This is a genomic window from Paraburkholderia sp. BR10923, assembly GCF_040948765.1.
In the GTDB taxonomy this organism is placed as follows: domain Bacteria; phylum Pseudomonadota; class Gammaproteobacteria; order Burkholderiales; family Burkholderiaceae; genus Paraburkholderia; species Paraburkholderia youngii.
Genome location: NZ_JBFPKO010000003.1, coordinates 477,906 through 491,860, shown reverse-complemented (window position 1 = coordinate 491,860; position 13,955 = coordinate 477,906). Strand labels below are relative to the sequence as shown.

The window sequence follows — 13,955 nt, the reverse complement described above, 5'->3', positions numbered from 1 at the left end:
CCCGTCGTCAGCGGCGATCAAACCGCCTGCGCCGAGATCCCCGCTCCCTGTCGCCGGCTCGCCGCGATCAGCTCCGCCGCCCGTTCGCCGATCATCACCGTCGGCGAATTGGTGTTGCCGCCTATCAGTGTCGGCATCACCGACGCATCGACGATCCTCAACCCCGTTACGCCGCGCACGCGCAATTGCGGATCGACGACCGAGCGCGCGTCGCCGCCCATCCGGCAGGTCGCGACCGGGTGATAGATCGTGTCCGCGCGCTCGGCGATCGTCTGGCGCAGTTCGGCGTCCGATTGCCCCGGCCGCGTGTACAACTCCTCGCCGCCATGAAGCGCGAGCGACGGCGCGTCGAGAATGCGCCGCGCGATCTTCGCGCCCTCGACGAGCAGATCGAGGTCGCGCGCATCGCTCAGAAAGCGCGGATCGATCAGCGGCGCGACACGCGCATCGGCGCTCGCGAGCGTCACGGAGCCGCGGCTATGCGGACGCAGCACGCACACGTGCAGCGAATAGCCGTGGCCCCAGTGCATATGGCGGTTGTGATCGTCAACGATCGCCGCGCAGAAATGCAATTGCAGATCGGGCCGCTCGAGCGTCGGCCGGGTCTTCAGAAACCCGCCCGCCTCGGCGACGTTGCTCGACAGCATGCCGCGCTCGTGCCGCATGAACGTGACGAATTGCGGCAACATCCGCGCGACGCCGCGCACCGAGAAACCGACCGGCTCGATCGACCTCACCCGCTTGTTGATCGTGAAATCGATGTGATCGGTCAGGTTCTGGCCGACTTCGGGTGCATCGTGCAGCACGTCGATGCCGAGCGAGCGCAAATGCGCGGCCGGCCCGATACCCGAGCACATCAGTAGCTGCGGCGAGTTGAACGCGCCTGCGGCGAGCACGACCTCGGCGCGCGCGGCGAGCGTTTCGATCCGGCCGCCGCGCGCGATCTCGACGCCGCTCGCGCGCTTGCCGTCGAACACGACGCGCAGCACGGTTGCATCGGCGATCGCGTGCAGGTTCGCGCGCGGCCGGTCGTAGATATACGCGCGCGCAACGCTGCAGCGGCGTCCGTCGCGCTGCGTGACCTGATAGAAACCGATGCCTTCCTGGTCCGCGCCGTTGAAATCGTCGTTCGCCTTGTAGCCCGCTTCGAGCGCGGCCTGCACGAAGCGCTTTGAAAACGGATTCTTGAAGCGCAGATCGGACACCGTCAGCGGACCGGCCTCGCCATGCCACGCATCGGCGCCGCGCTCGTTGTCTTCGGCGCGGCGGAAATACGGCAGCACCTCGGCCCACGACCAGCCGTCGCAGCCGAGCCGCGCCCACTCGTCGTAATCGAGCGGATGGCCGCGCGTATAGATCATCGCGTTGATCGCGCTCGATCCGCCGAAACCGCGGCCGCGCGGCTGATAGCCCTGGCGACCGGCGAGCCCCGGCTGCGGCGTGGTCAGGTAGCCGTAGTTGGTCTTCAGCCGGTTCGGCACCACGGCCGCGACGCCGACCGGCATGTTCACCAGCAGATTGCGCTCGGTATGCGGACCGGCTTCGATCAACGCGATGGTCGCGTCGGGACAGCTATCCGCGAGACGGCTCGCGAGCGTGCAGCCACCCGAGCCCGCACCGACGATGATGTAGTCGTATTGCATGCGCTCCTCCTGATGGGCCGCGTTGCTCGCGGACCCTGTCTCGTGCACACTTGTCTACGTGTGTTTTCTGCGCATTGTAGGGAGCGTTTTGGGGCTGCGGCGGCTTACTGACAGAACGATTCCTCTAAACGCCGGCGGCATCGCGCCCCTATGATGAAAGGCGCGCACGGGCCGCGCGCGGCACGCAAACACGGCGCGGCGCGCGCCTTTCTCCCCCATCCGGCATCACGCGCGGCGCTCGAACAAATGCGTCGAAACACATCGCGGATGCCGTCGGCAAAGCGGCGCACAATAGCGAAAGCACGGAGACAGCAGATGGAACGGCACGGCTTCGGCCAGACTCACGAGGTGACGAATCAGGCGCCTGCGCTCGCGGACTACAACCTGTTCGCGAGCGACGCCGCCTTGAGCGCGGCCGTCGATCGCGACGGCGCGAGCTGGCATCGCGAGGCGCTGCTGCGACACGGCGCGGCGCTGACGACGCCCGACACGCTCGCGCTCGCCGATCTCGCCAACCGTCATACACCGGAGCTGGTCACGCATAGTCCGCGCGGCGAGCGCATCGACGCGCTCGAGTTTCATCCCGCGTGGCACGAACTGCTCGTGCTGCTGCGCCGCGAAGGACTGCACGCGCTGCCGTTTTCCGATCCGCGAAGCGGCGCGATGGCCGCGCGCTGCGCGGGCTACTTCATGCATGCGCAGATCGAATCCGGCTCGCTGTGTCCGCTGACGATGACCTTCGCGAGCATTCCGGTGTTGCAGCGCGAGTCCGCGTTGTTCGACACACTGCGCGAGCAGTTGTACACGCGCGAGCACGATCCGCGCGACGTGCCGCTCACGCAGAAGCGCTCGATGATGATTGGCATGGGCATGACCGAGAAACAGGGCGGCTCCGACGTGCGCAGCAACCAGACGCGAGCGCATGCGCTCGACGCTGCCGGCGGGCGCGGCGGCGCCTACGGGCTCATCGGTCATAAGTGGTTTTTCTCGGCGCCGCAATGCGACGCGCATCTGGTGCTCGCGCGCACCGGCACGCACGAGGGACTGTCGTGCTTCTTCGTGCCGCGCTTCGCGCCGGACGGCAGCAAGAACGCGGTGCAGATCCAGCGCCTGAAGGACAAGCTCGGCAACCGTTCCAACGCAAGCAGCGAAGTCGAATTTCTCGACGCATACGGCGTGATGATCGGCGACGAAGGACGCGGCGTGCCGACCATCATCGAGATGGCGAACTACACGCGGCTCGACTGCGTGATCGGCAGCGCCGCGCTGATGCGCGCCGCGCTCGTGCAGGCGATCCATCATGCGCGGCATCGCAGCGCGTTCGGCCGGCACCTTGCCGAGCAGCCGCTGATGCGCAACGTGCTTGCCGATCTCGCGCTCGAATCGGAAGCGGCGACGGTGCTGTTCATGCGTCTCGCACGCGCCTTCGAGGAATCCGCCGACGCGTCGTCGGCTTCATCGGCCGAACGCGCGTGGCGGCGCATCGTTACGCCGGCCGCGAAGTACTGGGTCTGCAAGCGCGCGCTCGAATTCACCGGTGAGGCGATGGAAGTGTGGGGCGGCAACGGCTACGTCGAAACCGGGCCGATGGCGCGCTTCTATCGCGAGGCGCCGGTCAACTCGATCTGGGAAGGCTCGGGCAACGTGATGTGCCTCGACGTGCTGCGCGCGATGGAGCGCGAGCCGCAAGCCGCGCAAGCGCTGTTCGCCGCCTGGCAGGACGTCGCGCGCGCGCATCCGGCGTTGGGGACGGCGCTCGCGCGTCTCGCCGCAACGCTGAACGGGCCAGCCGAACAGCGCGAGGCGTCGGCACGACGTATCGCGCAGCAGATCGTGCTGCTCGCCCAGGCGACGCTGCTCGCCCAGCACGCGCCCGCGGCGGTCGCCGCCGCGTTCATCGCGACGCGTGTCGCCGACGGCTGCGGCGAAAGCGGTCGCGTGTATGGCACGCTGCCGGCCACGTTCGATCACGCGGCGATCATCGAGCGCGCCTTTCCCACGTAAGCGCGGCGGGTCCGCAAACCTCGAGCGCTCCGCTCGCAACACCGACGCAAGCTCAAACCAATAAGCGCGTTCAACGCGCATCGTCATCCATCAGGGAGTGGACTCACATGAAGAATGATCTGGCGGGAGTCGCCGCGCTCGAAGCGCTGCTGCGCGATCAACGTCACGCGCATCTGCGCGCGCCGTATCCGTCGTGGGACACGCGCGCGACGCATCTGCGCGCGCTGCGCAAGCTGATGCTCGACAATCGCAACGCGCTCGCCGATGCGATGCACGCGGACTTCGGCAATCGCGCGAAGCAAGAAGTGCTGCTCGCCGAATTCCTGCTCGTGAAGGAAGAGATCGACGCCGCGCTGCGTCACGGCAAGCGCTGGATGAAAGCGCAGCGCCGCCGCACCAACAAATGGCTGCTGCCGGCGCGCGCGAAGGTGGTGCCGCAGCCGCTCGGCGTGGTCGGCATCATCGTGCCGTGGAATTACCCCGTGTTGCTCGCGGTCGGGCCGTTGATCAGCGCGCTGACGGCCGGCAATCGCGCGATCATCAAGATGTCCGAGCTGACGCCGCGCACCTCGGCGCTATTCGAGTTGCTGATCGGCCAGACCTTCGCGCGCAATCACGTCGCGGTCGTCAACGGCGACGCGGCGCTCGCGGCCGCGTTCAGCGCGCAGCCGTTCGATCATCTGCTGTTCACCGGCTCGACGAAGGTCGGCCACGAAGTGATGCGCGCGGCGGCCGAGCATCTGACGCCGGTCACGCTCGAACTCGGCGGCAAGTCGCCGGCGCTGATCGGCGCGCATGCGCGTTTCGACAACGCGGTCGACAACCTGATCGCCGGCAAGACGCTGAATGCCGGGCAGACCTGCATCGCGCCCGACTACGTGCTGGTGCCGCGCGGCAAGGAGCAGGCGTTCATCGAACGGGCGCGCGTGCGAATGGCGAGGATGTACCCGAATTTCGCGCAGAACCCGGACTACACGTCGATCATTTCGGCGCGGCACTTCGAGCGGCTCGAACGTCTCGCGGACGAAGCGCGGGCTGCGGGTGCGCAGTTGCATGCGCTGACCGACGCGACGCCCGATGCCGCGAGCCGGCGCTTTCCGCTGATCGCCGTGACCGGCGCGCCGAACGAATGCGCGCTGATGCAGGAGGAGATTTTTGGGCCGCTGTTGCCGCTCGTGCCGTATGACACGCTCGATGATGCGATCGCATGGATCAATGCGCGGCCGCGGCCGCTGGCGCTTTATCTCTATGCCGACGATGCGCGGACTATTGAGCGTGTCACGCTCGAAACTATTGCCGGTGGCATGGCGATTAATGAGACGCTGATGCAGCTTGCCTGTGAGAGTTTGCCTTTCGGCGGCGTTGGGGCGAGTGGGATGGGGGCGTACCACGGGTATGAGGGGTTCGTTACTTTTTCGAAGATGAAGCCTGTGCTCATGCAGGCGCGCCTCAACGCGCGTGGGCTGATCTCGCCGCCGTATGGGAGACGCGTGAATGCGTTGTTGAAGTTGATGATGAGGTTTTGATTTTGACCTTCGGCGGGGTGAGGGCTTTGGCCGCTTTCCATCTTTGCGAACGGCAAGGGCGGCAACTCGAATATCGCGTCATATTTGCGAATCAATAATCAGGAATCTTTCCGTAACCGCATAGGAAAGACACGAACAGCGCCGGCTGCTGGAAGTCCTGGTCCATATCGGGGAAGACTACCGGCGCATCAATGACTGCGATCACGAACTGTTCACCGCTCTGAGGCTCGACGCGAAGGACCTTCCGAACCGGCGACTCACGCGTCGTGATGTGGCAGACCTTCTCGACGACGTGGCACAAAGCGCAGGCGACAGTCTGGCGGCTTTGAGCGCTCTCGCGACGAAGCACGAACGGGTTGATCCCTGACGGCAAAGGCGGCCCGATGCCGCCTTTCCGTCTGCGTCGCAGTAAAACCGGTAGTCAGCTGACGGATATTCGAATCCACATATTTCCGAAAAAAAACGTCCATCAGACCGATCCGATTTTCGAAAATCCGTTGTCATCGCGCATTCATTAACATTGCCTGACAGATCTGAAAAGCATGTTGGCCTATCTTCGGAAGATAGCCAAAAAAAGCGTCATGCAAAATGAATAAGAATATCTTCCGGCTGGTATTCAGCCGCTGTCGGGGCATGCTCGTTGCCGTCGCAGAAACAGCCGTCGCCCATGGCCGGACCGGTGACGGCGAAACCCGCGCGCCTTGCACTCCGGTTTCCATCATGCAGTTCGCGGCGCGCCACGTGGCCTTTGCCGTGCTGGTGCTCGCCGGATTCGCTCCCGCTCTGTCGGACGCACAGATCGTCCCCTCTGGCGCGAACGCGCCGAACGTGATCAGTACGGCGAACGGGTTACCACAGGTGAACGTGAACCGGCCCTCGGGGAGTGGTGGCGTATCACTGAATACCTATTCGCAATTTGACGTCTCACGTTCAGGCGCGATTCTGAACAATTCACCCGTGATAACGGGCACGCAGCAGGCCGGGCAGATCAACGGCAACCCGAACTTCGGGGCGAACCAGGCTGCACGCATCATCGTGAACCAGGTCAACAGCAGCGCGGCGAGTCAGATCAACGGCATGCTCGAAGTGGCAGGACAACGCGCAGAGGTGGTGATAGCTAACGGTTCCGGCATTTCGGTGAACGGCGGCGGCTTTCTGAATACCTCGCGCGCCGTTCTGACGACAGGCACGCCGAACTTTGCCCCGGATGGTTCGCTCACCGGTTTTAATGTGACTCGCGGCAACATCACCGTGCAGGGAGCGGGACTCGACGGCTCGACTGTGGATCAGGTTGACCTGCTGGCCCGAGCGGTGCAGATCAATGCGGAGGTGTACGCCGGGAAAAACCTGAATGTCATCACCGGCGCAAACCAGATCGGTCACGACTCACTGGCGTTCACGCCGATTGCGGGCGACGGACCCGCACCGGCCGTCTCGATTGACGTGAGCCAGCTGGGCGGCATGTACAGCGGGCGGATTTTTCTGGCGAGCAACGAGTACGGTGTAGGTGTTTCGAACCAGGGCGTAATCGCCGCGCAGGCGGGCGACCTGACGCTGCAATCGAACGGCCTGTTGTCCCTCGCCGGCAAGACCAGCGCGAGCGGCAATCTTGCCGCCACCGCTGGCGATATCCAGAACAGCGGCACGACCTACGCGCAGCAAAGCGCGATTCTCTCGGCCAGCGGTACGGTCACGAACAGCGGCATGGTGGCCGCGCAGCAAAATACAACCGTCAACGCCGCCAGCGTGAATTCAACTGGCGCGCTCGCGGCGGGCGTGAACGGCGACGGCTCGCTCGCGCGGACGGGCGACCTGAACGTGAGCGCATCCGGCGCTGTCACCTCAACCGGCCGCAATGTGGCAGGCGGCAATGCGAGCGTGAGCGGCGCGGCGGTCAATCTCGCGGGCGCGACCAGTTCGGCGAATGGCGCGCTTTCACTCGCTGCGAACAGCGGTGACCTGAACCTGTCGGGCGCGACCACGACGGCGGGCGGCACGCTCGACGCTCGTGCGGCAGGCACACTCACGAACGACAGCGGCGCAATGTCGTCGGGCGGCGCACAGACCATCACGGCTGGCGCACTCTCGAACCGCAACGGCCAGATCGTTTCGGGTGGTCCGCTGACGGCTAACGTGACAGGTGCTGTGTCGAACGCGGGCGGCACGATGCAGGCGGCGGGGGCGCTAACGGCGAACGCAGGCAGCCTCGACAATACGGCAGGACACATCGCCTCACTCAATGGCGATGGCCTGAGCGTCTTCACGACGGGCCTGCTGAACAACGGCGCGGGCGGCACCATCGGCGGCAACGGGAGCGTGACCGCGCAGGCCGGGCAGCTTGCCAACGCGGGCTCGATCACGGCAGTGCAGTCGCTGATCGCCCGCGCCGTGCAGACGCTATTCAATGGTGGCATCCTGGCCGCCAACGGCAACACGACCGTCTCGGCGGGCACGGTGCTGACCAGTTCCGGCACGATCGCAGCCGGCCAGCTGGCGAGCGCAAGTGCCACGACAATCGACAACAGCTCGGGCGCGATCAGCGCGAATCAGATTGCGCTGCACGGAACGAATCTCGTCAACCACGGCGGCACGATCACGCAGACCGGAACCGGCGCGACGACGCTCGACGTGACCGGTACGCTCGACAACTCGGCAGGCGGCACACTCCAGACCAACAGCACGGACCTGACTCTTGCACCGGCCGCGCTCGACAACGACGGCGGCACGATTACGCATGCGGGTACCGGCACGCTGACGATTACGCCGGGTAACGGTGCCGGGTCAATCTCGAACGTTCACGGAACGATCATCACCGCCGGTCAGATCGCCGCACAGGCCGGGAGTCTGAACAACGCGACGGGCGTGTTCGCCGCGCAGGGCAATATCGCGGCGAGCATCGCAGGCAATATCAACAATACGCAGGGCGCGATGCGCTCGCTCACGTCCCTCTCGCTCGCCAGTGGCGGCGTGCTGACGAATACGAACGGACAGATCCAGTCGGGCACGGGCGCGGCGGGCGATGCGGGCACGCTCGGCGTTCAGGCTGCGTCGATCGACAATACGAACGGTCTCATCAGCAACCTCGGCACGGGCGATGCGACCTTGCAGGGCGGCAGCCAGATCGTCAACAGCGGCGGTGTCATGACGGGTAACGGTAATGTGGCCGTCGACACGTCATCGCTCTCCAATACCCAGGGCGGTCAACTGAGCGGCGCGAGCCTCGCGGTTCAGGCGGATACCGTCGACAACAGCGGCGGCAGGATCGGTAGTTTTGCGGGCTGGACTGGCGACGTTGCCATCACGACGACCGGCGCGGTGACGAACGCGAACGGCCAGATTGGCGCGACGCATGATCTGTCCGTGAATGCCGCGACGCTGACGGGCGGTGGTACCTACAGCGCGGCTCATGACGTGGCAGTGAGCGTTCAGGGCGATTTCGCGCCCACGCCCGATGTGCAGTTCAACGCCGGTCATGACCTGTCCTTCACCCTGCCGGGCGCGTTCAGCAACGGCGCGCTGGTTGAGGCGGCGAACAACCTGAACGTCCATGCCGCCGATGTCCGGAACAGCGGTGTCATGATGGCGGGCGGCACGCTCGCGACGCATTCGAACACGCTGGAAAACGTGGGCGTGATGGTCGGCGGCAGCGTCTCGCTGAACGCCACGCAATCGATCACGAATGTCGGGCCGACCGCGCTGATCGGTGCGACGGACAGTAACGGCACGCTCGAACTGCTCGCGCCCGATATCGAGAACCGCGACGACACCACGACGACCGATACGCAGGCGACCACCGCGATTTACGGTCTCGGCAAGGTCGTGCTGGCGGGTGGAAAAAACGCGGACGGCAGTTATACCAACGCGAACCTGATCAACAACGTCTCGGCGCTGATCCAGTCCTCGGGCGACATGGGGCTGTACGCGACCCAGGTTACGAACACGCGGCGCGTGATGACGACCGACGGGGCCTACGTGGAGCCGCTGGACGCGAGTTCCCCGCTTGTCCAGGCGCTGGGTATCAGCCTGTCTGGCTGCGCGGCCATCGACATGGCGGCATGCGGTCCGGGCAATCCGCAGGTTCAGGGCCTCCAGTTTGATCCGAATGCTTCCAACTACGATCCCGCCGCCATCGCCGCGGCGCAGGCCCAGCCAGGTGGCATGCCGATCAATCCGCCGCACGGTGGCCAGTGGAACAGCACCTACCAGTACACGACCTATACGGGCGTGGCGCTCGCGAACCTCATCACGGGGATCAGCCCGCAGGCGCAGATCATCGCCGGGGGCAACCTCGATGCGTCGAACGTCGGCACGTTCCAGAACTACTGGAGCGCCGTTGCTGCGGCTGGCAGCATCGCCGCGCCCGTGACGCTCGACCAGAATAGCTGGCGCGGGCAACTTGCGCCCGGCCTGCAGGTAACCTATTCAGGCCAGTATCACTACAACAATTACGACAACACCGAATACAACTGGCAGTTGCCGTTCGGCAACGCGACGTTCGTGACCTCCAATCCGGGCGGCTACCAGGTCGCGCCGGCTGACATCCGCACCTACGCGCTGCCGAGCTACGAATCGACGTTTGTCGCAGGCAGCACGCTTTCCGGCACGGGCGTGAACATCGATAACACGGCGGGTAACGCCGGGATGCCTTTGCCCGGTCTTGTGCCCGGCCAGTCGCTGGGCGGCGTGACGGTTGGCGGCGTCAGCGGCGGCGGTCTGGTCAATGCGGTCATCGCCAGTGCGACTGCGCAGAATGTGCTGCAAAACCTCTCGATTTCCCAAGGCGGACTGTTCAGCCCCGCGAGCGCACCGGGCGCAACCTACCTGATCGAGACCAACCCGGCGTTCACGAACCAGAAGTCATTCATATCGAGCGACTACTACCTGCAACAGCTTGGCCTGAATCCGCAGACGACGGAGAAGCGCCTGGGCGATGGATTCTACGAACAGCAACTGGTCCGGAACCAGATTACGTCGCTCACCGGCAAGGCGGTACTCGGTCCGTACACCGACCTTCAGTCGATGTATCAGGCTCTGCTCGACGCGGGCGCGTCGCTGTCGAAGTCGCTCGATCTGCCGCTCGGCATGAGCCTGTCGGCTGAGCAGGTGGCCGCGCTCACGAGTAACGTCATCATCATGCAGACCGAGACCGTCAACGGGCAACAGGTACTCGTACCCGTCGTCTATCTCGCGAAGGCCAGCCAGCAGGACATGAACGGGCCGTTGATTGCGGCGACCGACATCGACCTTCAGAACACGCAGACGTTCACGAATAGCGGCACGATGCAGGCAGGCAATACGCTGTCGATCCAGGGCCAGCAGATCGACAACGCGTTCGGCAAGCTGCAAAGCGGCGGCCTGATGTCGCTGGCGACCACCGGCAATGTGGACCTGACCTCGGCCACGGTGAATGCAGGCAGCCTCGCGCTGAACGCGGGCGGCAACCTGTTGCTGAACACGGCGGTCAAGACCGTTGATCAGGCCAGCGCAACCGGCGCGACACGCAGCACGACCGCGCTTGGCCCGATTGCGAACCTGAACGTGGCGGGCGATGCCGTGATCGTCACGGCCGGCAACGTCGAGCAGAACGCGGGCAACCTGAACGTGGGCGGCAACCTCGGCATGGCCGTGGGCGGCAACTACGATCTCGGCTCGGTGCAGACCGGCGAGCATAAGGTGGTCGCGGGCGCGAACGGCGTATCGGATACCGACTTCAACCAGACGACAGGCAGTTCGATTAACGTAGGCGGCGTCTCGCAGATCGGCGTGGGCGGCAACCTGACCGCGACGGGCGCTGATATCAACCTGGGCGGTGGCGGGGCGGTTGCGGCGAACGGCGACGTCACGCTCCAGGCGGCGAAGGCGAACTCTACCGTCGACAGCAGCAGTTCCGGTAGCGATAGCCACGTCAGCTATTCAGCGTCGCAGCATACCTCGGCCGATACCCTGACAGGGACGACGCTCCATGCCGGAGATTCACTGACCGTCGCATCGGGCCACGACCTCAACCTCATCGGCAGCGCGATCAGTCTCGACCAGGGGACGGCGACGCTGGCGGCGGCGAACAACGTCAACATCGGTGCGGCCACCGCGACCTATGTCGACAATTCGCAGGAACAGCACAGCCACAGCAATATCGTGAGCGGCAAGGATGTGGCGAGTTCGAGCCACACCACCGCCACGCTCTCGCAGGGCAGCCTGGTTTCGGCAGACGCCGTGACTATCGCCAGTGGCAACGACATCAACGTCAAGGGCAGCACGATTGTCGGCACGAACGATGTCGCGCTCAGTGCTGCGCATGACGTGGATATCACGACGTCACAGGACACCATGCAGTCGTCCAGCAGCTATGAGGAGACGCGCACGGGCCTGGGGACGAGCGGCCTGAGCGTGACGGTCGGCACCAACAAGCTCGCGACGACCAGTGAGGCATCGGGTGTCACGAACAACGCGAGCACGGTCGGCTCGCTGAACGGCGACCTGTCGATCCAGGCGGGCAACACCCTGCACGTCACCGGTAGCGATCTTGTCGCAGGCAGGAACCTCGCTGGCACGGCGGCGAACGTCATCATCGACGCGGCCACCGATACCTCGCACCAGGCGCAGACGCAGAAGACCAGCAGCAGCGGCCTCACGATTGGTCTGGCGGGTTCGGTCGGCGATGCGATCAACAACGCGTATTCGGAAAGTCAGGCGGCGAAGAATTCGACCAGCACGGGCAATGACCGTGCGGCTGCGCTGCATAGCATTGCGGCGGCGGGCGATGTGGCGATAGCGGGTATGGGGGCGAAAACCCTGGCCGATGGTGGCAAGCCCGACATCGGCATCAAGGTCAGCATCGGATCGAGCAAAAGCGAAAGCCAGTCGTCGGAAGATCAGACGACGCAGCGGGGCTCCAGCGTGCAGGCAGGCGGCACGGCGGGATTCGTGGCAACGAATGGCGACCTGACTGTCGCCGGCTCGAACGTCAGCGCGAACGATGTCATTCTGGCGGCGAAAAACCAGGTGAACGTCATCAACACGACCGACACCGATTCGACGCGCAATTCGAACAGCTCCAGCAGTGCAAGCGTTGGCGTGCAGTACACGCTCGGCGGCGGCTTCGGCGTCTCGGCGGCGATGTCGAACGCGCATGGCGATGCGAACAGCGACGCGTCAGTCCAGAATGCTTCGCATGTAAACGGCGCGAACAGCGTCACGGTGATATCGGGCGGGGACACGAACGTCATCGGCTCGCAGATCAATGGCAGGCAGATCGCGGCTGACGTGGGCGGCAACCTGAATATTGTGAGTGTGCAGGATGTGACGAACAGTGCCGCACACCAGAGCAGCACGGGCGGCGGATTCACGATCAGCCAGGGCGGCGGCAGTGCCAGCTTCAGCGCGCAGAACGGCCATGCCGATTCAAACTATGCAGGTGTCAACGAACAGGCCGGCATCAATGCGGGAGATGGCGGGTTCAACATCAACGTCAAGGGCAACACGGACCTGACGGGCGGCGTGATATCGAGCACGGCCGCCGCGTCGAACAACAGCCTGACGACCGGCACGCTCACGTTTAGCGATATCCAGAACCAGTCGCACTACAGCGCCAACAGCAACGGTATCAGTGCAGGCGTGGGCTTCGGTGGTAACACCGGCAAGGCAACGGGTCCGGGTTCTGTGAGTGGCACACCGGGCGTCTCGCCGATGATTTCGCAGAACGAAAGCGGCGACGAGAGCGCAACAACGCGCAGCGCGATCAGCGCAGGCGCGATCAACGTGACGAACGGTGCGGGCCAGACGCAGGACGTTGCAAACCTGTCGCGCGACACGACGGACACGAACGGCACGGTTGCGAAAACGCCGGACGTGAACGCGATCCTGAACCAGCAGGCCGACACGATGCAGGCTGCACAGGCGGCGGGCCAGACGGTATCGCAAGGCATCGGCGCGTATGCGGACATGAAGCGTGATGAAGCGCTTGATGCGGCGAAAGCAGCCTACAAGAATGGCGACCTCGAAGGCGCGTCGGCAGCGCTGGCAGACTTCGATTCGTGGAGTGAGGGAGGCGATGCCAGAGCGGGCCTGCACCTCGCGGGCGGTGCGTTGATCGGTGGCCTGGGTGGCGGTGCGTTCGGTGCGGTGGGCGGCGCAGCAGGCGCGGCGATTTCTTCGAAACTGGCTGACCAGATGAAGGGACTCAGCGATTCGGTATCGGGTGCGGCCGGTTCGTCGCTGATCGGCAATCTGGCGGGGAATATTGCGTCGGGTCTTGCGGGCGCAGCGGTTGGTGGCACGGCGGGCGCGGCGATGGCATCGAACGTGAACCTGTACAACGCCGCGAACGACAAGAACGACACCGAGGCGAAGAAGGAGGCGCAGGAACTGAAGCAGGCGCTCGACAAGGAGCGCGCGATGCTGGGACAGGCAGGTGCCAAAGTGCCAGCGGGTACCCAGGCCGCGACCGTGCCTTCGACAGCGCTGGCTGCGGGGGCGGCAGCGGCTGGCAAGGGTGCTAAGGACCCGAGTACACCTGTGGGAGTCAGCGGTAGTCCAATGGACGTGCCACGTGGGACAAATGCGCCCGCTACAATTGGCGGAGTTGATTACTCCGCTCATGCAATGGACCAGATGCAGGGTCGAGGTGTGCCGCCTTCAGTGGTGCAAAACACTATTGCAAACGGTGTTAACTACCCTACGCGTCCCGGAACAACCGGATACTATGATCCGGTGAACAACGTTCGGGTGGTCACGAATTCAAAGACTGGGCTGGTCGTCACAGTAATCCCCGGAGCACCCTGAA

At 64.7% G+C, this 13,955-nt stretch carries 5 protein-coding genes; 3 read left to right on the top strand and 2 right to left on the bottom strand.

Going from position 1 to position 13,955, the window contains the following annotated elements; translation table 11 throughout:
- Positions 1-17: 17 nt before the first annotated feature.
- Positions 18-1,643, bottom strand: a complete 1,626-nt coding sequence (locus AB3X94_RS08195; protein ID WP_368611244.1) for a GMC family oxidoreductase — start codon at positions 1,641-1,643, stop codon at positions 18-20.
- A gap of 315 nt (positions 1,644-1,958) precedes the next feature.
- On the opposite strand from AB3X94_RS08195, the gene AB3X94_RS08190 reads away from it, so the two are divergent.
- Both AB3X94_RS08190 and AB3X94_RS08185 read left to right on the top strand, forming a co-directional pair.
- On the top strand, positions 1,959-3,647 hold the full coding sequence (locus AB3X94_RS08190; protein WP_176110030.1) for an isovaleryl-CoA dehydrogenase: 1,689 nt from the start codon (positions 1,959-1,961) through the stop codon (positions 3,645-3,647).
- Between the two features lie 107 nt (positions 3,648-3,754).
- Complete coding sequence (locus AB3X94_RS08185; RefSeq protein WP_176110029.1) at positions 3,755-5,173, top strand: coniferyl aldehyde dehydrogenase; 1,419 nt, start codon at positions 3,755-3,757, stop codon at positions 5,171-5,173.
- A 91-nt stretch (positions 5,174-5,264) separates the two neighbouring features.
- Here AB3X94_RS08185 and AB3X94_RS08180 read toward each other — a convergent pair whose 3' ends face one another.
- Positions 5,265-5,522, bottom strand: coding sequence for a hypothetical protein (locus AB3X94_RS08180; RefSeq protein WP_176110028.1), 258 nt, complete (start codon positions 5,520-5,522; stop codon positions 5,265-5,267).
- A gap of 239 nt (positions 5,523-5,761) precedes the next feature.
- On the opposite strand from AB3X94_RS08180, the gene AB3X94_RS08175 reads away from it, so the two are divergent.
- Complete coding sequence (locus AB3X94_RS08175; protein ID WP_368611243.1) at positions 5,762-13,954, top strand: hemagglutinin repeat-containing protein; 8,193 nt, start codon at positions 5,762-5,764, stop codon at positions 13,952-13,954.
- Position 13,955: the final 1 nt, after the last annotated feature.

What these genes read in the sequence shown, in the direction of transcription:
- AB3X94_RS08185 (WP_176110029.1), top strand. Translation starts at nt 3,755, where the DNA reads ATGAAGAATGATCTGGCGGGAGTCGCCGCGCTCGAAGCGCTGCTGCGC.
- AB3X94_RS08175 (WP_368611243.1), top strand. Translation starts at nt 5,762, where the DNA reads ATGAATAAGAATATCTTCCGGCTGGTATTCAGCCGCTGTCGGGGCATG.
- AB3X94_RS08190 (WP_176110030.1), top strand. Translation starts at nt 1,959, where the DNA reads ATGGAACGGCACGGCTTCGGCCAGACTCACGAGGTGACGAATCAGGCG.
- AB3X94_RS08195 (WP_368611244.1), bottom strand. Translation starts at nt 1,643, where the DNA reads ATGCAATACGACTACATCATCGTCGGTGCGGGCTCGGGTGGCTGCACG.